At 28.2% G+C, this 26,443-nt stretch carries 23 protein-coding genes; 16 read left to right on the top strand and 7 right to left on the bottom strand.

What is annotated here, in order from left to right; all coding sequences use genetic code 11:
- The first annotated feature begins 323 nt into the window (after window positions 1–323).
- The gene (locus tag ACQPVP_RS05165; protein WP_430847918.1) at window positions 324–740 is read left to right on the top strand and encodes a GNAT family N-acetyltransferase; all 417 of its coding nucleotides are present in this window, start codon (window positions 324–326) and stop codon (window positions 738–740) included.
- Window positions 741–805: 65 nt separating this feature from the next.
- On the opposite strand, the gene ACQPVP_RS05170 is transcribed toward ACQPVP_RS05165, so the two are convergent.
- Window positions 806–1,447: a pentapeptide repeat-containing protein gene (locus tag ACQPVP_RS05170; protein WP_430847920.1), complete on the bottom strand. Its 642-nt coding sequence runs from the start codon at window positions 1,445–1,447 to the stop codon at window positions 806–808.
- 106 nt (window positions 1,448–1,553) lie between these two features.
- Here ACQPVP_RS05170 and aroE point away from each other — a divergent pair, with 106 nt between their 5' ends.
- The 10 genes from aroE (at window position 1,554) to ACQPVP_RS05220 (ending at window position 11,988) form a co-directional block, all read left to right on the top strand.
- Complete coding sequence (gene aroE, locus ACQPVP_RS05175) at window positions 1,554–2,369, top strand: shikimate dehydrogenase (RefSeq protein WP_430847922.1); 816 nt, start codon at window positions 1,554–1,556, stop codon at window positions 2,367–2,369.
- Between the two features lie 9 nt (window positions 2,370–2,378).
- The gene (locus tag ACQPVP_RS05180; RefSeq protein WP_430847924.1) at window positions 2,379–2,885 is read left to right on the top strand and encodes a shikimate kinase; all 507 of its coding nucleotides are present in this window, start codon (window positions 2,379–2,381) and stop codon (window positions 2,883–2,885) included.
- Window positions 2,886–3,046: 161 nt separating this feature from the next.
- The gene (gene aroF / locus ACQPVP_RS05185; protein ID WP_430847926.1) at window positions 3,047–4,060 is read left to right on the top strand and encodes a 3-deoxy-7-phosphoheptulonate synthase; all 1,014 of its coding nucleotides are present in this window, start codon (window positions 3,047–3,049) and stop codon (window positions 4,058–4,060) included.
- Between the two features lie 115 nt (window positions 4,061–4,175).
- The gene (locus ACQPVP_RS05190; RefSeq protein WP_430847928.1) at window positions 4,176–5,009 is read left to right on the top strand and encodes a prephenate dehydrogenase; all 834 of its coding nucleotides are present in this window, start codon (window positions 4,176–4,178) and stop codon (window positions 5,007–5,009) included.
- Between the two features lie 286 nt (window positions 5,010–5,295).
- On the top strand, window positions 5,296–6,039 hold the full coding sequence (locus ACQPVP_RS05195; protein ID WP_430847930.1) for a LytR/AlgR family response regulator transcription factor: 744 nt from the start codon (window positions 5,296–5,298) through the stop codon (window positions 6,037–6,039).
- Window positions 6,024–7,301, top strand: coding sequence for a GHKL domain-containing protein (locus tag ACQPVP_RS05200; protein ID WP_430847932.1), 1,278 nt, complete (start codon window positions 6,024–6,026; stop codon window positions 7,299–7,301). The genes ACQPVP_RS05195 and ACQPVP_RS05200 overlap by 16 nt, the downstream gene beginning before the upstream one ends.
- A 313-nt stretch (window positions 7,302–7,614) precedes the next feature.
- Window positions 7,615–9,015: an MFS transporter gene (locus tag ACQPVP_RS05205; RefSeq protein ID WP_430847934.1), complete on the top strand. Its 1,401-nt coding sequence runs from the start codon at window positions 7,615–7,617 to the stop codon at window positions 9,013–9,015.
- 100 nt (window positions 9,016–9,115) lie between these two features.
- Window positions 9,116–10,282: an amidohydrolase gene (locus ACQPVP_RS05210; RefSeq protein WP_430847936.1), complete on the top strand. Its 1,167-nt coding sequence runs from the start codon at window positions 9,116–9,118 to the stop codon at window positions 10,280–10,282.
- 229 nt (window positions 10,283–10,511) lie between these two features.
- Window positions 10,512–11,072, top strand: coding sequence for a class IV adenylate cyclase (locus ACQPVP_RS05215; protein ID WP_430847938.1), 561 nt, complete (start codon window positions 10,512–10,514; stop codon window positions 11,070–11,072).
- A gap of 100 nt (window positions 11,073–11,172) precedes the next feature.
- Window positions 11,173–11,988: a ZIP family metal transporter gene (locus ACQPVP_RS05220; RefSeq protein ID WP_430847941.1), complete on the top strand. Its 816-nt coding sequence runs from the start codon at window positions 11,173–11,175 to the stop codon at window positions 11,986–11,988.
- Window positions 11,989–12,152: 164 nt separating this feature from the next.
- On the opposite strand, the gene fba is transcribed toward ACQPVP_RS05220, so the two are convergent.
- The gene (fba, locus tag ACQPVP_RS05225) at window positions 12,153–13,016 is read right to left on the bottom strand and encodes a class II fructose-1,6-bisphosphate aldolase (protein WP_430847943.1); all 864 of its coding nucleotides are present in this window, start codon (window positions 13,014–13,016) and stop codon (window positions 12,153–12,155) included.
- A 514-nt stretch (window positions 13,017–13,530) separates the two neighbouring features.
- On the opposite strand from fba, the gene ACQPVP_RS05230 reads away from it, so the two are divergent.
- The 5 genes from ACQPVP_RS05230 (at window position 13,531) to ACQPVP_RS05250 (ending at window position 20,249) form a co-directional block, all read left to right on the top strand.
- On the top strand, window positions 13,531–14,955 hold the full coding sequence (locus ACQPVP_RS05230) for a PTS transporter subunit EIIC (protein WP_430847945.1): 1,425 nt from the start codon (window positions 13,531–13,533) through the stop codon (window positions 14,953–14,955).
- Window positions 14,956–15,062: 107 nt separating this feature from the next.
- Window positions 15,063–15,719, top strand: coding sequence for an HAD family hydrolase (locus tag ACQPVP_RS05235; protein WP_430847947.1), 657 nt, complete (start codon window positions 15,063–15,065; stop codon window positions 15,717–15,719).
- A gap of 173 nt (window positions 15,720–15,892) precedes the next feature.
- Window positions 15,893–16,933, top strand: a complete 1,041-nt coding sequence (locus tag ACQPVP_RS05240) for a nucleoid-associated protein (protein WP_430847949.1) — start codon at window positions 15,893–15,895, stop codon at window positions 16,931–16,933.
- Between the two features lie 316 nt (window positions 16,934–17,249).
- On the top strand, window positions 17,250–18,578 hold the full coding sequence (locus ACQPVP_RS05245; protein ID WP_430847951.1) for an acetyl-CoA hydrolase/transferase family protein: 1,329 nt from the start codon (window positions 17,250–17,252) through the stop codon (window positions 18,576–18,578).
- A 348-nt stretch (window positions 18,579–18,926) separates the two neighbouring features.
- On the top strand, window positions 18,927–20,249 hold the full coding sequence (locus tag ACQPVP_RS05250) for an acetyl-CoA hydrolase/transferase family protein (RefSeq protein ID WP_430847953.1): 1,323 nt from the start codon (window positions 18,927–18,929) through the stop codon (window positions 20,247–20,249).
- A gap of 141 nt (window positions 20,250–20,390) precedes the next feature.
- Here the strand turns inward: ACQPVP_RS05250 and ACQPVP_RS05255 are convergent, their stop codons facing one another.
- From ACQPVP_RS05255 to argJ, 5 genes are all read right to left on the bottom strand, one after another.
- Window positions 20,391–21,596: a 3D domain-containing protein gene (locus ACQPVP_RS05255; RefSeq protein ID WP_430847955.1), complete on the bottom strand. Its 1,206-nt coding sequence runs from the start codon at window positions 21,594–21,596 to the stop codon at window positions 20,391–20,393.
- Between the two features lie 297 nt (window positions 21,597–21,893).
- Window positions 21,894–22,814, bottom strand: coding sequence for an ornithine carbamoyltransferase (gene argF, locus ACQPVP_RS05260; RefSeq protein ID WP_430847957.1), 921 nt, complete (start codon window positions 22,812–22,814; stop codon window positions 21,894–21,896).
- A gap of 145 nt (window positions 22,815–22,959) precedes the next feature.
- Window positions 22,960–24,135, bottom strand: coding sequence for an aspartate aminotransferase family protein (locus ACQPVP_RS05265; RefSeq protein WP_430847959.1), 1,176 nt, complete (start codon window positions 24,133–24,135; stop codon window positions 22,960–22,962).
- A 167-nt stretch (window positions 24,136–24,302) separates the two neighbouring features.
- A complete protein-coding gene (argB, locus tag ACQPVP_RS05270) occupies window positions 24,303–25,157 on the bottom strand; it encodes an acetylglutamate kinase (protein WP_430847961.1) in 855 nt (284 codons plus the stop codon).
- Between the two features lie 14 nt (window positions 25,158–25,171).
- The gene (gene argJ / locus ACQPVP_RS05275) at window positions 25,172–26,392 is read right to left on the bottom strand and encodes a bifunctional glutamate N-acetyltransferase/amino-acid acetyltransferase ArgJ (RefSeq protein ID WP_430847962.1); all 1,221 of its coding nucleotides are present in this window, start codon (window positions 26,390–26,392) and stop codon (window positions 25,172–25,174) included.
- Window positions 26,393–26,443 lie beyond the last annotated feature (51 nt).

A 26,443-nucleotide genomic window follows, 5' to 3' on the forward strand; every position in this document is an offset into this window, starting at 1 on the left:
TAATTGTACAACAACACTTTAACTATGAATATTACTTGTATTAGATGATTCATAAATTAGTTGTTTAATACAAATTTTCGTTACTTATTAATAATATATTAACATTAATTACAATAATATTCCATAAATCCCTTTTTGATAAGAAAATTATATAAGAAGTCACATCATTAATTTAAATTTTAAAGTAGTAGTAAATATTTAGAAAAAGTAATATAATAAATATATAGATAAAATACAGAATTTTCTGAAAAATATAATTCGAAGGATGTTCGCTGATTTGTTATGGGGTTTATGTAAATGTTTACCTGGGGAGGTATATTTAAATGGTTGGTTTTGATGTTAGAAATATAATCTTGGATGATTATAATGATTTAATTAATTTAAATTCAAACTTAGATTATTCAAGCATTAAATCAAAAGAAGAAGATGAAAACTTAAGGATTATTGTTGCCCAATTAAATGATAATATTATAGGCTATATAAGTTACAGTATAGTACATGATAGGAATTATAATAAGAGCTTAGTGATAAATGAGATAGTTGTCGATGAAAAGTATAGGGGACTTGGAGTTGGGCATCAACTTATGTTAGAAGCTGAAAGACATGCTAAAGCATATAATGTAGTTTATTTAATTTCATTAAATAATAATTATGTGGAAGAGGAGGTGGAGTTTTATAATAATCAATTCTTTGAATTAAATAGTGAGAGGAGGTATGAAAAACAGTTTTATCTTCAATAAACATAAGGTAGTAAGAGCTTATTATAAGCATTAATTCTTACTACCTTAATTATTTATGTATTAACTTATTTAATATTTTGAATAAATTTTATTATATAACTTAGAGTATAGAAATCTCTATCTAATTCATTAGCAATTAAATCTAGACCTTTAATTAAAGTTTCTTCATCAAAGTTTTCTAAAAGAATCATAATACTTAATAAATTTATACTTCCATCCTTTGTATCAAGGACTCTTGAAGTTTTTACATATTTATTATTTAAGGCATTTAAAGTTGCATTTTTTAAATCATCACTTATTTCTATTTGAGGCATTTCTTCATAAATTCTTATTTCTGAATTTTTTATATTCAAATTTTTAGCTTTACTTATATCAGTTCCAACAAATATAGTATTTATAAATTGGGCATCTTTAAAATCTACATTATCTAATCTTACTGAATCAAAAATAGTATTTTCAAATCTTGCATTTTTAAAATTACTCTTTTTAAAATTACTACCTATAAATTCAGCAAATTTAAAGCTACATTTTAGAAAGCTAGATGATTTAAAACGTGCTCCTCTAAAATTTACATAATCAAAATTTGAACCTGAAAAATTGCAATTATAGCAATTACATTTTTCAAAATTTTGGTACATAAAATTTTTATCTTTTTTTTCTACATTTTCATAATTAAAGTTTCCTTTAGTATTTTGGGTTTTACTCATTATTACCTCCATAATAAATATATATTTTTAAAAGCCTGTTATTCTAGTTAATATTACCACAACCTTATGATATAATAAATATTATATTTAAATAGGGGGCGATTATATGGAGCTTTATGGGTTACTTGGGGAAAAGTTATCTCATAGCTTATCACCTGAAATTCAGGGTGAAATATTAAAATCATTAAATAAAAATGGGGCATATGAATTATTCGAAATAGAGAGGGATAGGCTTAAGAACTTTACAGAAGAAATAAAACTATCAAAGATTAGTGGATGTAATGTAACTATTCCTTACAAAAAAGACATAATGAAATATATTGATATATCATCTGAGGAAGCTAATAAAATAGGGGCAGTTAATACTATATTTCTAAAGGATGAAAAGCTTTATGGATATAATACAGATTATTTTGGCTTTGGTTATATGCTTAAGACAAGTAGTATTGATGTAAAAGATCAGGTGGCAGTGATTTTAGGTAATGGTGGAGCATCAAGTGCTGTACTTCATTATTTATTGGATAACGGAGCTAGAGAAGTATACATAGTTAGTAGAAATCCTAATAAGGAAGTTTTGGATTTTGAAAATACTAAATTAATTGGTTATGAAAAGTTAAATTCATTAAGTGGAGATATATTAATAAATACCACACCAGTTGGAATGTATCCTAATGTTGGAAATTCTCCAGTATCTAAAGAAATTGTAGATAGATTTAGTTCTTTAGTTGATTTAATTTATAACCCAATGGAGACTAAATTTTTATCCTATGGAAAAGAATTAAATAAGCAAGTAGTTGATGGACTATATATGCTTGTGGGTCAAGCAGTTAAAGCTCAAGAAATTTGGCAAGATACTGTTATTGATGATTCTGTGATTGAGAATATATATAGAAAGATAAAGATGAATCTTATTTTGTCTTAGGTGAGTATTATGGAAAAAAATATTGTTTTTTTAATTGGAATGCCAGGAGCTGGTAAGACTACTGTAGGAATGGAAGTTTCTTCAAAGCTTAACTATAACTTTTGTGATATGGATAGATATATAGAGGAAATTTCTAATAGTACTGTAAAAGAATTATTTGATATTAGCGAAGATTTCTTTAGAGATTATGAAACTAGGGCTTGTAAAGAGTTAAGTTCTTTAGATGAGAAAATTGTAATTTCTAGTGGCGGAGGCGTTATAAAAAGAAAAGAAAATATAGATTTCTTTAAAGATAAGGGAATTATTGTATTTATAGATAGACCTGTTGAAAATATAGCTAAAGATATTGAAACTTCTTCAAGGCCATTATTAAAAGAAGGAAAGTCTAAGCTTTACAATTTATATTCTGAAAGATATAATTTATATAATGATTATTGCCATTATAAGATAGACAATGATAAAGCTATTGAAGATACTATAGATAATGTTATAGAGGTAATAAAAAGTAATAAATAAGGGGGCATTAAGGTGCCATTTAAATGATACTAATAATTTTGAAAAAGGACTTATTTAATTAGACATTTTCAGAAAATTTTTAAATATCATAAAAAGAGTAACAAAAGATAAATATAGGCATAAATCAAAAATTTATTTAAGTAGTATGGAGGTATAGTAGAATGATAATTATAATGAATCCAAATTGTGATGAAAATGAAGTATTGAAGGTTAAGGTAGAGTTAGAGACTAAGGGATTAGGTGTTCATTTATCTCAAGGAGAAACTTTTTGTATTTTAGGAATAGTAGGAGAAACTAGAGCTATTGATTCAAATAAGATATTAAGATTTCCAGGAGTAGATAGAGTTATTAAAGTTGAAGAGCCTTATAAGAAGGCCAATAGATTATTTAAGCCTGAAGACACTGTTATAGATGTAAAAGGTAGTTTAATTGGAGGCAATAATTTAGCTGTTATGGCTGGGCCATGTTCTGTTGAAAGCGAGGAGCAAATAATAGAAATAGCTAAGAGTGTAAAAGAATCTGGTGCGACTTTTTTAAGAGGAGGAGCATTTAAACCAAGGACTTCTCCATATAGTTTCCAAGGATTGGAATTAGAAGGCTTAGAACTTCTGAAAAAAGCAAGGGAAGCTACAGGACTACCAATAGTGACTGAAATAATGTCAACTGATTATATAGATGTATTTGAAAGAGATGTTGACGTAATCCAAGTTGGAGCAAGAAATATGCAAAACTTCGATTTATTAAAGCAATTAGGAAAAACTAGAAAACCTATTTTATTAAAAAGAGGTTTATCAGCAACAATAGAAGAATGGCTTATGTCAGCTGAATATATAATGGCAGCTGGAAATGAAAATGTAATTTTATGTGAGAGAGGTATAAGAACTTTTGAAACTTACACAAGAAATACATTAGATTTAAGTGCAATTCCAGTAGTTAAGAGAAAATCACATTTACCAGTAATAGTAGATCCAAGTCATGCAGCTGGATACTGGTACCTTGTAGAGCCACTAGCAAAGGCGGCAATAAGTGCAGGTGCCGATGGACTTATGATAGAAGTTCATAACAACCCACAATGTGCATTAAGCGATGGACAGCAATCAGTAAAACCAGAATCCTTTAAGAACATTATGGACAAGGTGAAAATTTTAGCAAAAATGGAAGGCAAGATGATTTAGTTAAGAATGAAAAATTAAGAATGAAGAATTAAGGAAGAAATTCAGCTAAAAGCTGAATTTCAACTATAATTTTTCATTTTTAATTCTTAATTTTGCATTTAAATTAGGGGGGTTTATGAAAATTTTAATTGTAGGGCTTGGTGTTATTGGTGGCAGTTATGCCATGGCACTTAAAGAAGCAGGATATGAGGATGTATATGGAATAGATAGTAATTTAGAAACTTTAAAAAAAGCAGAAAATTTAGGGATAATTAAAAAAGGATACTTGTGTGGAAATGAAATTATAAAAGAAGCAGATTTAGTTATTATTTCTTTGTATCCAAGATTAGTTAAGGATTTTATGCAGGATAATAGATTTTATTTTAAGCCTGGTGCAATAGTAACAGATGCAACGGGAATTAAAGGACATTTTATTGATGACATTTTAAATATATTACCTAATGAAATAGATTTTATATTTGGTCATCCTATGGCTGGTAGAGAAAAAAAAGGAATAGATTATGCTTCAAAGGAAGTCTTTAAGGGAGCTAATTATTTAATTACTGTAACTGATAGAAATAAAGAAGAAAATATAAAGCTTTTAGAGAAAATTATTTATGAAATGGGCTTTAAAAATATAAAAAGAATTAATCCGTATTACCATGATAAGATGATAGGCTTTACAAGTCAGTTGCCTCATGCTATTGCAGTAGCTTTAATAAATAGTGATGAAGAAGGCAGAGATACAGGAAGCTTCATTGGTGATAGCTATAGAGATTTAACTAGAATAGCAAATATTAATGAAGATTTATGGAGTGAATTATTTTTCGGTAATAAGGAAAATTTAATTGAAGCAATAGATAATTTTTTAGTGGAAATAAATAATATAAAAAATTCTTTAATTGAAGATGATGAAGAGTACTTAAAAAGACTATTTATAAAATCTAGTAAAAGAAGAGAAAGATTATAAAAGAGAGGATGCTTATGTATCCTTAGAGTGTCGACAAAGTCGTCACTCTTTTGTTTTTATTATAAACTATATCCTGATGATTAAACTTTTAACAAAGAAAACTAATTGAGGAAGACATCAAAGAGTCCTAATAAATACTTAATATAAGCTTTCTTATAAATGAAATTCATTACTTTCTAACTTTAATTGACTAAATCAAAGATTTAGTCAATTAAAGTTAGAAAAACTATATATTATTGAAAAATATAGGTATATTTATTAATATTATAATTAGAAGTGTAAGGTGGTGATTTCTTTGAATATAATTATATGTGAAGATAAACAAGAATATATAAAAGAAGTTTCAAGAATAGTAAAACTTTTATTTGATAATAGCGATATAAAATATAGTATAAATACATTTAACAATTATGAAGAAACAATAAATTATATTGAATCATTAGATTCTTATGAAGACTGCCTTTATATATTGGATATAGATTTGAAACAGGATAAAAATGGATTATTGTTAGGGAGAGAAATAAGAGATATAGATGATTATAAAGGTGAAATGATATATATTACTGCATATATTCATCAAATGAGTAGCGTATTTAAATATAAATTAAGAATACTAGATTTTTTAGATAAAGGCTATAATATGGAAAATGATTTAAAGGAGGCACTTAAAACATATCTTAAGATTTATAGACATAGAATTGAGAATAAGGCCTTATTATTTAAAGTTGGCACAGATGTAATTATGGTGAAACCTTCAGATATTATATGGATAGAAACTGATAAGCATAAAAAGAAAATTATTATGCACACAACTACAGAACAGATAAGTATAAATTTAACTTTAAAAGAAATTCAGGAAAAACTTACAGAGGAATTTATACAAATTCATAGATGTATAATTGTAAATAAAGAGCATATTAAAAAAATTGAATATATTAATGAAGATTTGTATGTAGTTCTTACTGGTGATATAAAAGAAATTATATCTAAAAGAAGAGAAAAAGAGGTAAGAGCATGCATTTTACAATAGCAACTACTATAGCACAAATATATCTTATATATGTTTATTCAGATAAAAAAATAAAAATAAATTTTAAGAGTCTTTTTGCTATAGCCTTAGTTATGCTTTTAAAGCCTCCAATTATGAGATTTTTAAAAGATAATTTTTTAGTTTTCGTATTTATATGGTTTTGTAATTATATTATAACTTATTTTTTAATTGGTAATAACTTGGAACGAAATCTAGAACTTTCTTTTTTTGTTGAATTAATTACTCTAATGTCTTATTATATGGCAGCGGGGTTGATACTTATTTTCTGGAATAACATAAATATAAAAGATATATTTAATTTTAATATATTGCTATATAGTATTAGTTATTATTTTGATCTAATTTATTTATCTATGTTTATTATTTTTGGATTATTTAGGAGGTATATTCCAGTAAGTTTTTCTGAGGAAGACGTAAAGGGAAGAAATTTTAATGGTATATTTATTATTATAGCTATTAACATATTAATAAAAGTAATAAATGATTTAAATATAAATTATGGAATTAAATTAATTACATTTGTTTTTATAAATTTTTGTGTTTTACTTTTTTACATTATAAATAATGAACTAAATATAGAAAGAATCAAAGTTAAACTGGAGCTAAAGGAAAAAGAAAAGAGAATTGAGGAACTTAGTCTTTATATAGAGACTATAGAAGAATTAGTAGAAAAATATAAAGAGTTTAGACATGATTATAAAAATATTTTGTTAGGTGTTGGAATTGAAAAGTTAAATGAGAAGGATTTATTAGAGAAATTAAATAAAGAGGTTATGGGAGATAAGAGTTATTATGCTTTTTTAAATTTAAAAGATATAAAGTATATTCCTTTAAAATCTATATTTTCATATTATATAATGCTAAGTATTAAGAAAAATGTAGAAATAAGTTTAATAACTATAGGGGAAATAAAGGAATCTAATATATCTGAAATGGAATTTTCTAGAGTTATGGGAATTATATTAGAAAATGCAGTGGAGGAAGCATCACAAAGTAACAATAAGAAAATAGAAATATATGTAGAAGCAAGGAATGAAAAATTAAATATCGCAGTAGGAAATACATTTAGAAATAAAGTAATAAATTTAGATAAAATTTATAAAAAAGGATATTCTACAAAAGGGGAGAACAGAGGATTAGGTCTTTACATACTTAAATCAATAGTTGATAAAAATCATAATATGACTTTAGATACCTTTATAAATGAAGGAATGTTTATTCAAGATTTATATATTTTTTAGTTGAAAAAAAGTTAAAAGCAAAGTAACGCTTTTAACTTTTTTACGTTTAGAGCAAAAAAAAATCTTCTAACGTAGAAGTATAAAAAATTAAGCCCATAAATATAAACGTTGGAAGAAACACTATTTTAGATTTTGCTTAAGGGGGATAAAATAAGATTGCTCACAAAAAATAGTTTTTAAATTATTGTATATACTAGCTAGTTAATAAATTATTTAGGTGAGAACTAATTGTTCAATAGTTTTAAAGTAATATAAAAGCTTTTTAGAATTTAATAATTGACTAAATTCTAAAAAGCTTTAGGAGGAAGAAAATATGAAGAATTATAAAGGGAATGATCGTTTATTATTTGGAATGATTCTTGGTGTAGCAACTTATTGGTTATTTGCAAGTAGTATAACAGCAGGTGTGCCACAACTTGATCAGGACTTGGGGATTTCATCTTCAGTTGTTAATACCGCAGTAAGTATTACTGCATTAATTTGTGGAGTTAGTATAATAACAGCAGGAAGTATAGCAGATAAAGTAGGGCGTGTTAAAATTACTCAATTTGGATTTATATTAAGTATAATTGGATCTATACTTTGTACAATAGCACAAGGACAGACATTACTTATCATAGGTCGAGTTATACAAGGTTTATCAGGTGCATTTATTATGCCAGCTACTTTAGCATTAATAAATGCCTATTATCCAGGAGAAGCTCGTCCGCGCGCGCTAAGTTTTTGGTCTTTGGCTTCTTGGGGGGGCAGTGGTATTGCTAATTTCTTTGGAGGTGCAGTAGTATCAGCATTAAGTTGGCGTTGGATATTTGGTCTTACTGTTCCAGTAGCATTGATAGGAATGTTTTTAGTTAAGGGAACTCCAGAGAGTAAAATTAATAGTGTAGAAAAACAAAAAGTTGATTATTTTGGAATTATTACTTTAGTTTTATCATTACTTTCATTAAATTTAGTTGTTACTAATGGTGGAGAATGGGGATGGACAAGTGCGCCTATTCTTTCATTAATAGTTGCGTTTATAATTTTATTTGCTTTATTCCTATTTATAGAAAATAGAAATGTTGCTCCAATAGTTGATTTATCATTATTCAGAAGCAAAGGTTATAATGCGGCTGTAATCTCAAATTTCTTACTTAATATGTGTGCAGGATGTTTATTTATTTTAATACCGTATGTTCAAACAGCACGTGGATTAACTTCATTCCAAAGTGGGCTTTTAACAATTGGTTATTTAGTTACTATAGTGACAACAATTCGTGTAGGTGAAAAAGTAATGCTTAAGAAAGGTGCACGTATGCCAATGATTATAGGAACTTTAATGGCTGCTATAGGAATTTTATTAATGGCGTTAACATTTTTACCAACCACTATATATTTGGTATCTTCTTTTATTGGTCTTGCTATTATGGGAGTTGGTTTTGGATTTTATGCTACTCCATCTACAAATACTGCTGTTGGAAATGTTCCACAAGAAAAGGCTGGATCAGCATCAGGTATTTACAAAATGGCAAGTTCTCTAGGTGGTAGTTTTGGAATTGCTATTTCTGGGGCAGTGTCAACCGCCATTCTTATGAATAACAATAAAGCGCAGAATTTAGCAGGAGGTTTTGGCTTAGGAGTTAGTGTAATTGCAGGATTTATATCATTAGTTGCTGTTTTAGTGCTAGTGCCTAAGAAAAAGAAAAATGAAAATAGCCAAAAGAGAGCGGCTTAATTTTTTAAAATAGAAATTTATTCAAAAGTATGTTACTATTGTTTTTTATTAGACTAAAGTAGAGAATTACATATAGAAAATGGAAAAAGGAGGACTTAAAATGTCAAACATATTAGATAAAGCAAAATCAATTGAAGATTATATTATTAATTTTAGGAGAGATCTACACGAGAATCCTGAAATTAGTGGACAAGAATTTAAAACTCAAGAAAAGATTATGAAAGAATTAGATAAGCTTGGAATACCATATAAGAAGGCAGGTAACACTTCTTTAATAGCTACATTAAAAGGTGGGAAAAGTGGAAAGACTATAGCTTTAAGAGGAGATATAGATGCTCTTCCAATAAAGGAGGAAAGTGATGTGGAGTTTAAATCTAAAACTCCTGGTATAATGCATGCTTGTGGTCATGATGCTCATGCATCTATGCTTCTTGGTGCTGCAAGAATTTTATCTGAAATGAAAGAAGAAATACCTGGTGAGATAAGGTTCTTCTTTCAAGAGGGTGAAGAAACATTCACAGGTGCTAAAAAGATTATAGAGGCAGGTGGAATGGATGGAGTGGATGCTTGCTTTGGTATGCATGGAATGAGGGAATTAGAAACAGGATATGTAAATATTCAATCAGGATATAGAATGGCAGGCTGTGATACTATTTATATTAAGTTTGAAGGAGTATCAGGTCATGGATCAATGCCTCATCTTGCAAAAGATACAATTCATCCTGCATGTGTTTTTGTTACAGATTTACAAGGAATGGTTACTAAAAATATTGATTCTCAAGAACCTATAGTTATTTCTGTTGGAAAATTCATTGGAGGTACAAAGGCAAATATAGTTTCAAAATATACTGAAATTGAAATTTCAATGAGATATTTTAATCCAGAGGTTAGAAAAATAGCACATGAAGGAATAAAAAGACATGCAAAAGCAATTGCAGATGCTTATGAGATTAAAGTTGATATAAGAATAGAAGAAAGTGCTATTAGTCTTTATAATGATGAGGAATTAGCAGCAATAGCTGATAATTCAGTAACAAAAGTATTTGGAGAAGGTAAAAATATAAATTTACCTAGATATATGGGATCAGAGGATATGCCATATTACTTTCAACATGCTAAAGGATTATATGCATTTATGGGATATAAAAATCTAGAAAAAGAATCTATATATTTTCCACATCATGAGAAATTCAAAATTGATGAAGATTATATGAAATATGGTACAGCACTACATGTACAATTTGCTCTTGATTTTTTAAATCAATAACAAGCTTTTAGATTTTTATTTTTTAGGGTTAAAGTATCACTATTAATTTTATATGAATATGTCAGAAAATTTAATGATTCTGAAGAATGAAGAATTATTATATTAGGTTTTTATAAGTAAATATGTTATGTTAGTGAGACTTTGAGATTGTGATGAAGCAACTAATATAACATGTTTACTTCTTTTTTTGTGATATAATTGTTAATATAATTTTAGAGGAGTGATATTAATGAAGGAATTAGAAACTAGGGTAGTAGATATAGATGTTGATAAAATAAGAAAGATTCTAAATGATCTTGGTGCAAAGAAGGTAAAAGAAGAATATCAAACTAATAATATTTATGACTTTGATGATAATAGACTTCTTAATGCTAAGGGATATGCAAGAATTAGAATAACTGATGATAGACTTAATAATAAAGAAGTAGTTTATATGACTACTAAGAAAATGTTAAGTCAAGATACTTTTAAGGTTATGGAGGAAAATGAGACTATTGTTGAAGATAAGGAATCAGCAAGTAAGATATTTACTTCATTAGGATTATCTTTAAAGCAGTCTATAAAAAAGTATAGGGAAAGTTATAAAATAATGGATTCATTAATTGAAATAGATATTAATGATAAGAATTTCTGTCCTTTTCCGTATTTAGAAATAGAGACTTCTTCAGAAGAGAAATTAAAGAAGATATTAGATTTAATAGGATATACTATAGAAGATACTACATCAAAAACAATTTATGAATTATTAGAAGAAAGAGGAATAGGGCAAGGAAAAGGCAAGGGACTTTAAAATGATTTTGTAATAAGTTGAATAATCTTGTAACAAAAAAACACCTTCCTTAGTAAATTATAATTAAGGATTTAATAATAAAAACTAAGGAGGATATTTAATGGAATGGTTTGAAGGTTTAAGTCCTGTTTTACAAGGTTTACTTGCAACGTTATTTACTTGGTTTATTACTGCTTTAGGAGCTGCATTAGTTTTTTTCTTTAAGAAGTTTGATAAGAAGATTTTAAATTCAATGCTTGGGTTTGGTGCTGGAGTAATGCTGGCAGCAAGCTTTTGGTCACTTTTAAATCCGGCAATAGAGTTATCAGAAGAGCTTGGATATAGTGGCTTTATTATTCCCTCTATTGGGTTCTTCTTAGGTGGTGCATTTTTAATCTTTGCAGACAAGTTAATGGATACTTATTCCTATGGTGTTGTAGTAGATAAAAATAATGAAAATATATCTAAAGGAACTAGGTATAGAAAAAGTATTTTATTAGTACTTGCAGTAACACTTCATAATATTCCAGAGGGATTAGCTGTAGGAGTTGCATTTGGTGGTGTTGCAGCGGGGATACCTGGAACTAGTATAGGAGCAGCATTAGCTCTTGCTTTAGGTATAGGTCTTCAAAATTTCCCAGAAGGAGCTGCAGTTTCATTGCCATTAAGAGGAGAGGGTTTATCTAGAAGTAAAAGTTTCTTTTATGGACAAGCATCTGGATTAGTTGAACCTATGGCGGGAGTTATTGGAGTTATTGCAGCATTAACAGTAAGAAGCTTATTGCCATTTTTATTATCATTTTCAGCAGGAGCTATGGTTGCAGTAGTAGGAGCAGAATTATTACCGGAAGCTTCTCTTGAAAATAAAAAATTAACAACTCTAGGGCTTATTTTAGGATTTATTGTTATGATGATTTTAGATGTGGCATTAGGTTAAATTTATTTAAAGTTTTAGCTTAATCTAAAATTTTTAGATTAAGTTAAAAGTTAGAATAATTAAAAAAGATTAAAATTAAGAAAAAAACTACTAAGTTTAGTTTCAAATTTTTAATTTTATATTAAAAGGGGCTGTTATAACAGCCCCTTTATATTTGCATGAAATTATGCTTGGTTGATTGATCCGAATAATTCCATTTTTTCTTTAACTGTAGCTTTAATAGCTTCAAATCCTGGAGCTAAAAGCTTTCTTGGATCAAAGCCTTTTCCTTGAAGATCTTTTCCAGCTTCAATGTACTTTCTTGTTCCTTCAGCAAATGCTAATTGACATTCAGTGTTAACATTTATTTTAGAAACTCCTAAAGAAATAGCTTTCTTTATCATATCTTCAGGGATTCCAGTACCACCATGTAATACTAGAGGAACATTGTTAGTAGCGTTGCTTATAGCTTCTAAAGCGTCAAAACTTAATCCCTTCCAGTTTTCTGGATATACACCGTGGATGTTACCAATACCAGCAGCTAACATAGTAACTCCTAAGTCAGCAATTGCTTTACATTCAGCAGCATCAGCGATTTCTCCAGCACCGATAACGCCGTCTTCTTCTCCACCGATTGATCCAACTTCAGCTTCTAAAGATAAACCTTTTTCTGAAGTTAATTTAATCATTTCTTTTGTCTTAGCTATATTTTCATCTATTGGATAGTGAGATCCATCAAACATGATTGATGAGAATCCAGCTTCAATAGCTTTTAAAGCACCTTCATAGCTACCGTGGTCTAAATGTAATGCAACTGGTACAGTGATGTTTAACTCTTCTATCATTGCAGTTACCATTCCAACTACAGTTTTGTATCCACACATATATTTAGCAGCTCCTTCAGAAACTCCTAATATAACTGGTGAATTATTTTCTTGAGCAGTTAATAATATTGCCTTAGTCCATTCTAAGTTATTGATATTGAATTGACCAACAGCATATTTTCCTGCTTTAGCCTTTGTTAACATTTCTTTTGCTGAAACTAACATGGTATAAACCCTCCATAAACTTTATATTTTATTACAATTATGCTATATGCTAACTGTAGTAAGAGAAACAACTAAGAAGTTGTTCTTGTTAATATATATTATAACTCAAAATAAATTTAATTTAAACAAAAATATTAGAATTTACTTACTAGTTTATGAAAATTATTAGAATTTACAAACTTTTTTTTAATAAGCTTTAATAAATAATATTAATTTTGAAATTATTTAAGTATTATTAACCATTTTTAATTAAATTATCTAAAAATTGATTTAATTTATATTATATTGATAATTTTAAATAAAATATGAAATAAAATTTCAAAGATACTATATTACGATGAAAAAATAATTATAAATTTAGGATTAAATTAAACAAGGGATGAGTATAAATATAAGGGGTAAACCTTTATTGAAATATTAAAGGAAGTGTATTTAGAAAGATACTTAATTTTGATGAACGGTAAAGGGGATAATATTTAAAACCCTGAAAATATTGAAGAGAGAGGGAGAGGTTATGAGTAATTTAGAATTAGCAAAGATTATTGTTGATTTAATTGGTGGCAAGGAAAATGTAATTAAAGCGGCAAATTGTATGACAAGACTTAGACTTACATTAAAAGATACATCTATAGTTAAAATTGATAGTTTGAAAAATACAGCGGGAGTACTTGGAGTTGTAGAAAATGGTAACTATATACAAATAGTTTTAGGACCTGGTAAGGCTAAAAAAGTAACTGATATTTGTGTAGAAGAATTGGGCTTACCTAGAGATGGTGTTGTTACTGAAGATTGGAAAGGCAATAAACAGGCTATAAAGGCAAATCAAAAAGAAAATAAATTTAAAAAAGTAGTAAATATAATTGCTAATATATTTATTCCTTTAATACCTGCAATTATAGCAGCTGGTATATTTAATGGATTAGGTAGTTTGGTTTCTACATTACAAGGACAAGGAACTTTGCCAGCGGAAGGATTCTGGAAGGGTACACAATTAATATTTTCATTAATTGGTGGGGGATTCTTATCATATTTTGCAATTTATACAGGTATTAATTCTGCAAAACAATTTGGTGCAACAGAAGCATTAGGTGGTATGCTTGGAGCTATTTCAATTAGTGCTAACATAGTTTCATTATCAACTATGTTAGGTTTATACGATGAAGCAGTTCCATTAAATTCTATTTTAACAACAGGAAAAGGCGGTATTATAGGTGTTATATTTGGTGTATATATTCTTGCTAAAATAGAAAAAGAAATTCGTAAGAGAGTACCAGATGTTTTAGATTTAATTTTAACTCCGTTACTAACATTATTAATAACAGTAGTACTTTTCGTATTTGCAATAATGCCTTTAGCTGGATTCCTATCTGATGGATTAGTTTCTGTATTAAGTGTTATTATAAATTCTTCAAATCCAGTTATTAGTGTAATAAGTGGATATTTATTATCAGCTTTATTTTTACCAATGGTTTTATTTGGATTACATCATGGATTAATTCCAATATATGCAGTTCAATTAGAAGCTATGGGTGGAGTTTCATTATTCCCAGTACTTGCAATGGCTGGAGCTGGACAAGTTGGTGCAGCAATTGCGATTTATTTTATAGCAAGAAAAGTTAAAAATATCAGATTACAAAAGGTTATAACAGGTGCGTTGCCAGCAGGATTCTTAGGAGTTGGCGAACCATTAATTTATGGAGTTACACTTCCAATGTTCAAGCCATTTATTACAGCAGGACTTGGTGCAGGTTTTGGTGGAGCTTATGTTATGTTAACTCATGTACTAGCTACAGCATGGGGACCATCTGGATTAGTTGCTATCCCTATAATGCAACCGCAAAGTATGCTTAATTATTTTATAGGATTAGTTATTTCGTATATAGCTGGATTTATTATAACCTACTTTGTAATTAAAGAATCAGATGTTAAAAATGCTTAATTACTAAATAATGAAAAAATAGGATTTATATTAAAAATAAATATAAGTCTTATTTTTTTATAAATTATATTATAATATATAAATAGGAAAGTATTGGAGGAAGAATTATGGAAAAAGTTAAACTAGTAATATTTGATATGGATGGATTAATATTTGATACAGAAAAATTATCTTATGCATCATGGGCTGAGGCTGCTAAAAATTTCAATTTTGATTTTGAATTAAAGTTATTTCACAAAATGTTAGGAACAAACCATGAAAGTATTAGAAATCTATTAATATCTGAGTTAGGTGATAAGATAGATGTAGATGAGTATATTAAAGAAAAAAGAAGAATTAATTTGGCTATGTTAGAAAATGGTGCGGAAAAAAAGCCAGGTTTAGATGATTTATTAAAGTATTTAGAAGAAAAAAATATTAAAAAGGCAGTTGCAACTTCTTCTAATAGAGAGGTAGCTTTAAATCTATTAGAAAAGGCTAGCATATTACATTATTTTAATTATGTATTATGTGGTGACGAAGTAAAAAAATCAAAACCAGATCCAGAAGTATTTTTAAATGTTGCTAAAAAGTTAGATGTAAATCCAAGAAATTGCATTGTTTTAGAAGATTCTGAAGCTGGTACTATAGCCGCAAGTAGAGGGAGAATGAAAGCAATTATAATTCCAGATTTAAAGGAACCAGATAAAGAAATAGAAGAATTAGCTTATAAAAGATTAAATAATCTAAAAGAAGTAATAAATGTAATTGAAAACTTAGAATAAATTATACATAATAATAGGAGCATAAGTGAAAGGTGGTGAGTTTGGGCTGACTAAAAATATAAAATTTATAATATAAAGTGTAAATTAAATAAGAAACTCCATTTGGAGCATTCAAAAATTAAATTGCATAAATAATTTTATATATTAGAGGTCATTATAATAGCCCAAAAGATATGGAATACATAAGTGAGATAGATATACAAGAAGCAGTAATTCATATTGCAGATTCTAATGCTGATGAGCCTATTTTAAATGAGTATAGTCTTGAGTTAACTGAAGATACATATAAGTTTCTTCATAGACATATTGAAAAATGTTTTAAGGATGAAGAATTAAAATATGCCATATTTAATCCAGAAAGAAATATAGTAAAGGAACTTGTACAGGATTATTTAAATGGAATAGATAATAATTTGATAGGATTATCACAAGAGCTTGCAAGACAATTATTTATTATAATGAAGGGAAATGTAAATATACCATCTTGTGATTTAATTATAGTTTCTTTAATAACAGATCAAGGTCCTATGATAGGAATATTAAAAATGGATTATGTTAAAAACTTTACACATCAAGTAGAATTTATAGAAAACAAGATAGGAATAGATATAGTTCCACAGTCAGCTGGACTTCCAGCAAGTAGTCAAAGAATTCAAAAGGCAGCTTTTATAAAGCCAATAAGAGAAAATCAAAGTTATAACCTTATGGTTATAGATAAGCAAAGAAAGAGCAAAGACGAGGAAGAATACGGTGCAAATTATTTTATAAGTAACTTTCTAGGATGCTCAATAATTAGTAATGAAAGGGATATGACTAAAACTTTCTTGAAGGCTACTGAAAATTGGACCAGAAGCAACATTATAGAAGATGCAGATAAAGCTGAAAGAATAAGAACTGCAGTTAAAGCAAAGCTTAAAGAGGCAGAAAAAATAAATATAGATGAACTTTCTAATGAATTATTTAAAGAAGAACCACAAATAAAAAATGATTTTTCAAATTTTGTTAAAGGTCATGGTCTTGAAGATGAAGTAGCAATAGATAAGCAGTGGGTAGAAAAAAAGTTAAAAAGAGTAAGATTAAAGATAGATAAAGATATAGATTTATATATTAATGAAGAGGCTTACCATGATAATAGTAAATTTGAAATTCATAGAAATGGTGATGGTAGCATAAATATGATAATAAAACATGTTATAAATTATATAGAAAAATAAAATTAGTAGGGATAAATTCCTATTAATTTAAATTATGATATAAATATGTGCTTTTATCTAATTACACAGTTTTAGTAGAAAATAATTCATTTTTATCTAATAATAAGAGGTTTAATTTCAAAATTAGCATATATAATTGAAGGTATTGACTATAGTTTTGATAATGTTTACAATTAAATATATAGAAAAAATAAGCATTTCCACATACATAAATATCAAGCTTAAAGTATAGACATTGAGGTTGACCATACTTGATATTAAAATAATAAAATCTATTTACAATATTTGTATTAGATTGTATGTTAGGAGGATCAATATGGCAAAAGTAATATCAACAAATGATAAGTATATTACTGTAGATGAAGCATTGAGTTTAATTAAAAGTGGAGATGTAATAGTAACAGGTTTAGGAGGGGCTGAACCAAGAGAAATTTTAAATAATTTACACAAAATTTCAGATAGAGTAACGGATGTTACTGTAACTACATGCTTGCCTCTTGAACCAGCAGAATACTTTATGAACCCTGAATACCAAAATTCATTTAAGATGGATAGTTGGTTTTATTCAGGTCCTATGAGGAAAGCAATAAAAAATGGAAATAAGAATATAACTCTTATACCAAATCATCTTCATGAATCAGCTTATAAGAGAGGTTTCCATAAAAGAACAAATATTTATATGGGAACAGCTACTCTTCCAGATAAGCATGGATATATCTCTTTATCCTTAAGTAATATGTATGAAAAAAGAGTATTGAAAGAAGCTGATTTGGTAATCTTAGAAGTAAATAAAAATTTTCCAAGAACATTTGGGGATATGGAAATTCATGTGAGTGATGTAGATTATATGGTTGAAACTGACTATGAAGTTCCTGTATATCCAGACTTAGAGCCAAATGAAAAAGATTTTACAATAGGAAAGTATATAGCAGATAGAATTAATGATGGAGACTGTATTCAACTTGGAATAGGTGGAATACCTAATGCAGTTGCAGCTTCTTTAATGGATAAAAAAGACTTAGGAGTTCATACAGAAATGTTTAGTACTGGAATGATGAACTTAATTAAAGCAGGAGTAGCAACTGGAAAGAAAAAGAATTTTAATAATGGAAAACACGTTGCATGTTTTGCTCTTGGAACAAAAGAGTTATATGACTTTATAGATGATAATCCATCATTTGTTATGTTTGATGGATATTGGACAAATAGTCCAGCTGTAATAGCACAAAATGATAATCAAGTTTCTATAAATACTACTTTAGAGGTTGATTTAACAGGACAATGTGCTTCTGAATCCTTAGGATCATCAATATTCAGTGCTACAGGAGGACAAACTGATACTGCAGTTGGTGCTCAAATGTCTAAAAATGGACGTTCTTTCATTACTTTATATTCCACTACTATGGTTAGAAATAAAGTAACAGGAGAAAAAGAAGAAATTTCAAAGATAGTTCCATTCTTAAAGCCAGGAGCTGGTGTAAGCTTATCAAGAAATGATGTAGATATGGTTGTAACAGAATATGGAATTGCAGAATTAAAAGGAACTAGTATTACTGAAAGAGTAGAAAGATTAATAAAAATAGCTCATCCAAAATTTAGAGAAGAATTATTAAGAGAAGCAAAAAAAATAGGAATAATTTATTAGAAACCTTATTTTCTTCTCTTTAAGATATCTTTAATTAATAAAAGATAAGATGTAAATAAGTTTTGAACTTATTTATATCTTATCTTTTTTTATAAAAAAAGATAAATATTACAATAGATTTAATCATATTATTTAAAAGAAATAAACAATAGTTATTATTATTCAAAAGTTTATAAAAGTTAATAGTTAATATTGACAGATAAATTAGAAAGATTTACTATTTAAGTATATATAATGCATATTGATAATTGAGAAATTTACAAGAGATTAGAAAAGTTAAAAATTATGTGTTAAAAAATAATAATCCACTAAATTTTAGTAAGGATTTAATGGTTAGGGAGGATTAATATGAGAGAAAATAATATGTATAAGGGAAAATATATCACAGTAGATGAAGCTTTAGGCTTAATTAAAAGTGGTGATGTGATAGTTACAGGGTTAGGAGCTGCTGAAGCAAGAGAGATTTTAAAAAATCTACATAAGATAGCTGATAGAGTTAAAGATGTTACAGTTACTACTTGCTTACCTCAAGAGCCTGCTGAATATTTTATGAATCCAGCATATAAGGATTCATTTAAGATGGATGGATGGTTTTATACAGGACCCATGAGAAAGGCTCAAAAAAATGGAAATGTATCACTTATACCGAATCATCTTCATTTAACAGCTTTTAAGAGGCAGTTTCATAAAAAGACTAACATCTATATGGGAACAGCAACACCACCAGATAAGCATGGGTATTTATCTTTATCATTAAGTAATATTTATGAGAAAAGAATATTAAAAGAAGCTGATTTAGTAATATTAGAAATAAATAAAAATTATCCAAGAACATTAGGAGATGTAGAAATACACATAAGTGATGTAGATTACGTAGTAGAAACTGACTATCCAGTTCCAACACTACCAGATAGTGAACCAAATGAAAAAGACTTATTAATAGGAAAATATATAGCAGATAGAATTAATGATGGTGATTGTATTCAACTTGGAATAGGTGGAATTCCTAATGCTGTTGCAGCATCGTTAATGGGTAAAAAAGATTTAGGGCTTCACACAGAGATGTTTACTACTGGTATAATGAAACTAATAAAGGCTGGAGTTATAACTGGTAAGAAAAAGAATTTTAATTATGGAAAACATGTAGCAGGTTTTGCACTTGGTACAAGAGAACTTTACGATTTCCTAGACGATAATCCATCAGTTATGATGATGGACGGATATTGGACAAACGATCCATATGTAATAGCACAAAATGATAATCAAGTTTCAATAAATACTTCTTTAGAAGTTGATTTAACTGGTCAATGTGCTTCGGAATCAATAGGACCAATTCAATTTAGTGCAACAGGTGGACAATCTGATACTGCTGTTGGATCTCAAATGTCTAAAAATGGACGTTCATTTATAGCTCTTTATTCTACTACTATGGTTAAAAATAAAGAGACAGGAGAAAAAGAAGAAATTTCAAAGATAGTACCATTTTTAAAGCAAGGTGCAGCTGTAAGTTTATCAAGAAATGATGTAGATATGGTTGTTACAGAATATGGAGTTGCAGAACTTAGAGGTACAAGTATTGCAGAAAGAGTTGAAAGATTAATAAGTATAGCTCATCCAAAGTTTAGAGAAGAATTATTAAGACAAGCTAAAGAGTTTGGAATAATTTACTAAATGCTGCATTGATTTTAAATATAAAAAATAAATAATGAAAATGGGGCTGATTTATTCAACAGCTCCATTTTCATTATTTTAAGAATTATATAAAATATAGTTTTAAAGATTTTCACAATAAAAATTTTGAAGAAGTAGCTATTACCATTGGTTAGGATAAGCTACTATGTAAACTGTAACAGTTCTTCTTCCAAAGTTAGTGCAATCTTCTAATGAATTCATGTAAAGATCGATTTTATTACCTTGAATAGCACCGCCGGTATCTGAGGCAATAGCATATCCATAACCTTCTACATATACCTTTGAACCTAAAGGAATTACACTGCTATCAACTGATACTGTGCTTAAACCATTAGGATCACGAGTAGGCTTAAGGCCCATAGCTGTATATTCACCACCAGTATAGGCTGTAGCAGACATAGAAAATGTAGCTAAGTAATTACCATTTGTACTTCCAGAATTATCTGTAGTTTCATTTTTATTAATGGTTTCAGCAGCTGCAACAGCTGCTGCTTCTAAAGCTTCAATTTGAGTGTTCGCAGAAGTAACTCCTTGTTCAGCTAAAGAAATTGCATAATCACTATTAAGTTGAGGTAACATGTAATTTAAAGTACTTAAGGCATCTTTAAGATCTGAAATAGATGAAGAACCTGAATCAATAATAGATAGAGAATGAGATAATAAACTTACTTCATTAGCTTCTATTATAGACATAATTTCATCTTTTTTAGAATTTAAATCAGCTAGTACAGCTTCTTGTTCTTCTTTTTTCTTATTAACTTCATTTAAGTCATTTTCAATAGATAATTTAAGATTATTTAAATTATCTTGTTTTTCTTCAACAGTTTTTGCATCATTTTCAAGTTCACTTTTAGTAGTATTAATTTCAGAAACTATTTCTTTATCTATAGAAATAATCTTACTCATAGCTTGTACTCTATAGAATAAATCAAATAGATTATCAGAAGTAATTAAGTATAAAATCATACTAGAAGCTACATTAGTTTTGTACATGGAGCGTAATCGTTTATCCATAGTAGCTTCTCTTTCTTCGATTTGAATTTTAGCATCTTCTATTTTTTTATTAATATTTTCAATTTCGATTTCAGTATTTTCAATTTCAGAATTATTTTTATCTAATTTTAAATTAATACTTTCTATTTCATTATTAAGCTCTGCAATCTCAGAATTAAGCTCTAATGTTTCATTATCTAATTGCTCATATTTCACTTTATTTTCCTGGATTTCTTGTGTTTCTGAAGAATCTTGATCTGCAAAAGTTATAGTTGAGATATTCATAACTATAAGTAAAGTAGCTATAGCAGATAGTAGCCTTCTTTTATTCAAAAAGTCCCACCTCCAATAAATTTATAAGATGCTAATTAAATTATATTCATTATACTACAGCAAATATTTATATATGGCAAGTTAAATGGATATTTATTTATAGGAATATGTAGTTATGATATAATTTGATTTGATTTTAGTAGAATTATTGTTAATAAAAAGTGGATATATATAAGTTTGCTTATTTTAGTTAATTTCAATTAAACTAACACAAACTTATATATATCCAATTAAAAATTGAGGGAAAAAAGTTTAAGGATAAGTAGTTAAACTAAAATTATTCTTAAACTATTAAGTCTATTTCATTAATTTTACCAAAATAGCTTTTTGAACATGAAGTCTATTTTCTGCTTCTTCAAAAATTGTATCTGAATGTTTTTCTAAGATTTCTTCAGTAATTTCTTCTTCTCTATGTGCAGGTAAGCAGTGGAGTACAATGGCATCTTTTTTTGCTAATTTCATAAGTTCAGAATTAACTTGATAGCCCTTGAAGGCTTTAATTCTTTCATTAACTTCCTTTTCTTTTCCCATGCTAGCCCAAACATCAGTAATGATTACATCAGCATCTTTTGCAGCTTCTTTAGGATCATTAACTATATTAAAGTAAAGATTATTATTTTCTGCTATTTTCATACCCTTATTAATATAATCCTCTTTAATCATATAGTTATTAGGAATTGCTAGTGAAATATTCATTCCAGAAGTTAGACAACCAATAAGAAGGGATTGTGCCATATTGTTTCCATCACCAATATAGGCAACCTTTAAGTTATCTAAAATATTTTTACTTTCTCTTATAGTCATTAAATCAGCTAAAACTTGACATGGATGTTCATCGTCAGTAAGACCATTTATTATTGGAATATCAGAACATTCTGCAAGAGATTCTATTTCCTTTTGAGAAAAAGTTCTAATCATTATGCCATTTAAATACCTAGATAAAACTCTAGCAGTATCTTGTATAGGTTCACCGCGTCCTATTTGCAAGTCATTTGAGCTTAAGAATAGTGGATAACCACCAAGTTGATACATTCCAGTTTCAAATGAAACCCTAGTTCTAGTAGATGATTTTTCAAATATCATTCCAAGTGTTTTTCCATCAAGATGATGATGCTTTATTCCATGCTTAAGCTCATATTTTAATTGGTCAGCTATATTTAATATATCTAAAATTTCATCTTTCGATAAATCTTCCATTTTCAATAAATCTTTTTTCATAAATACCCCCAAGTTTAATTGATAATTAGAAATTAATAATGCATAATTATGGAAGTAATTTGTTCGAAATTACTAAAAATTTATTTTAGAAAACTCCATTAGGAGTTTTTTCATCAATTTTACATTTTAAATTCTTCATTTTAAATTATGCATTATGCATTGACATGGTTTCTTTTAATATTTCAACGCCTTTTTCTATTTCTTCTTTGCTTATTATTAGTGGTGGAAGTAGTCTAACAACGTTCTTACCAGCTGTTAATACTAATAAGCCTTTTTCTAAGGCTTTATTTTGAATATCTGATGGAGTAATAGTACCATCAATTTCAATTCCTATCATTAAGCCTTTGCCACGAATATCTTTAATTAGTGGTGAGTTTATATCTTTTAATAAGGACATTAAGTATAACCCGTTTTCTTCTATTTCCTTCAATTTATCCTTATTACATATTTTATCTAAAACTACTAATGCACCAGAGCATACAACAGGATTTCCTCCAAAGGTTGTGCCATGATCTCCAGGATTAAAAGTTTTAGACAATTTTTCATTGCATAGAAAGGCACCAATTGGTAAACCAGCTCCTAGCCCCTTAGCAACTGTAACTATATCAGGCTTAATGTTATAATTCTCATATCCAAATACTTTTCCTGTTCTGCCTATTCCACATTGAACTTCATCAAAAATTAGTATAATATCTTTTTCTCTGCAAACCTCATAAATACTACTAACAAAATCATTTTTTAAAGGATTAACTCCACCTTCCCCTTGGATAGATTCCATCATGACAGCACAAACCTCATTAGATAATTTGTTGCTAAAATCATCTATATTATTAGCTTCAAAATAATCAAATCCTTCAGGAAAAGGGAAGTAGTAATTATGAAATTTATCTTGTCCAGTGGCAGTTAAAGTAGCAAGTGTTCTACCATGGAAAGATTGCTTTAAAGTTAGAATCTTATTTCTATTTGGACCATATTTTTCAAAGCTATATTTTCTAGCAAGCTTTATAGCACCTTCATTAGCTTCAGCACCAGAGTTACAAAGAAATACTTTACTCATTTCTGATATGTTAGTTAGCTTTTCAGCTAGTTTTAAAGTATTTTCATTTAAAAATATATTTGATATATGTTGTAAAGAACTAGCAGTAGCAGTTATAGCCTTAAGCCAATCCGAATCCCCATAACCAAGACTATTTACTCCAATTCCACTAGTAAAATCTATATATTTATTTCCCTTATCATCAAAAAGATATGAACCTTCCCCTTTAACTAAGTTAACAGAAAGATAAGAATAAGTTGACATTAAAGGTAAATTATTTTTCATTTTAAAAAGCCCCCTTTTTTAATTAATAATGAAAAATGAAGAATGTAGAATTATGGATGGAATTTGTTCCAAATTACTAAAAATATATGAATTTAGAAACTCCTTTAGGAGTTTTTTTATTAATTTTTCACTTTTCATTATTCATTTTACATTGTGCGATAGTACAATCAATAAATCATTGTTCCAATACCTTCATTTGATAATAACTCTAATAAAATTGAGTGGGGTAGTGTCCCATCTATAATATGGGTTGTTTTAACTCCCATTCTTATTGCTTCAACACAGCAATTGATTTTGGGAATCATTCCGTCTTTTATTATATTATCTGCATAAAGTTTTTTTACTTCATGAGGACGTAAAGTTGAAATTAGAGTAGAAGGATCTTTTGAATCTTTCATAAGTCCTGGAACATTAGTTAAAAGTATTAATTTTTCAGCATTTAGTGCAGAAGATAACTTTGAAGCACATATATCTGCATTTATGTTGTAGGAAATAGAACAATCCTCACTTATAGCAACTGAGCCTATTACAGGGATATATCCAGAAGATAGTGCAGTTTCAATTATTTTAGTATCTATAGAGGTTATTTCTCCAACATATCCTAGATCATCAGAGCTTTCTAATTTTTTAGCTTTTATAAAAGATCCATCTAATCCACAAAGTCCAAGGGCTTTGCCACCAACACTTTCTATTAGAGATACTATATTTTTATTTACTTTTCCCCCAAGTACCATTTGAACTATTTCCATAGTTTCTTTATCAGTATATCTAAGTCCATTTATAAACTTACTTTCTTGTCCTATTTTATTTAAAAACTCAGATATATCTGGGCCACCACCATGAACTATTACTGGCTTTATACCAACACATTGTAATAGAACAATATCTGTTGCAACGTTTTGTCTAAGTTCTTCACTAGTCATTGCATTTCCACCATATTTAATTACTACTATTTTCCCAGCAAGTGATTGTATATAGGGAAGTGCTTGAGTTAATACTTTAGCATGTTCTATATAATTCATTTTTATACCATCCTTTAGCTTCTATAATCTCCATTGATTTTTACATATTCGTAACTTAAGTCGCATCCCCAAGCTGTAGATAAATGTTCACCACTATTCATATTAATTAAAATAGTAATTTCATCTTGTAATAATATTTCCTTTGCCATAACTTCATCGAAGGGAAGAGGCATTCCATCTTTACAAATTTCTATTTCTCCAACTGAACTTTTAAAAGACAAATCTACTTTATTAGGATTAATATTTACTCCTGCATAGCCAAGAGCACATAAAATTCTTCCCCAGTTAGCATCACTACCAAAGATTGCAGTTTTAACTAAAGGAGAGTTAATTACACTTTTTGATAGAAATTCAGCATCTTTTTCACACTTACAATTGCTAACAATACATTCTATTAGTTTAGTAGCACCTTCTCCATCTTTTGCAATCATTTTAGCTAAGGTAATATTAAGTTTATTTAAAACTTCAAGGAAGATATAATAACTTTCATCTTTTTTAGTTATTTCTTCATTTTTAGCAAGACCATTTGCTAGCACTAAAACCATATCGTTAGTGCTAGTGTCACCATCTACACTTACTCTGTTATAACTTATTTTAACGCTTTCTTTTAACGCTTCATTTAGCATTTCTCCAGAAATATTTAAGTCTGTTGTTATAAAAGAAAGCATAGTTCCCATATTAGGTTCAATCATTCCAGAACCTTTTGCCATTGCCCCAATAGTAATTTTTTTATTATTAATAGTAAATTCAAAGGCTAATTGCTTTTTAAAAGTATCAGTAGTCATTATTGCACTAGCTGCATCTTCAAAGCCTTCCTTTGATAATCTTTCAGTAAGTAATGGAATTCCATCTTTAATAGCATCTATATTTAACGGAACACCAATAACACCTGTAGAGGCTACTAGAACATCACTAGCTTTAAGTTTAAGAGCTTTCCCCTGAAGCTCTGTCATTCTTTTGGCCTTTATTAAGCCATCATCACCAGTACAAGTATTAGCATTTCCACTATTTATAATAATAGCTTGAGCCTTTTTCTTTGATAAATGCTCCTTTGTTATATAAATAGGAGCTCCTTTAACCTTATTTTTTGTATAAACACCAGCAGAATTCGCTGGAACTGTTGAATATACAAGAGCTAAGTCTAGCTTTAAATTATTTTTTTTAAGACCACAATGAATTCCAGATGCAAGAAATCCTTGAGGTGCAGTTATTCCTTCATTAGATAATAAATGCAAAATAAGTCCCCCTTTTTATAATGTAAAATGTAGAATGTAAAATGAAAAATT

The organism is Clostridium nigeriense (assembly GCF_050585265.1).
Classification (GTDB): Bacteria; Bacillota; Clostridia; order Clostridiales; family Clostridiaceae; genus Clostridium; species Clostridium nigeriense_B.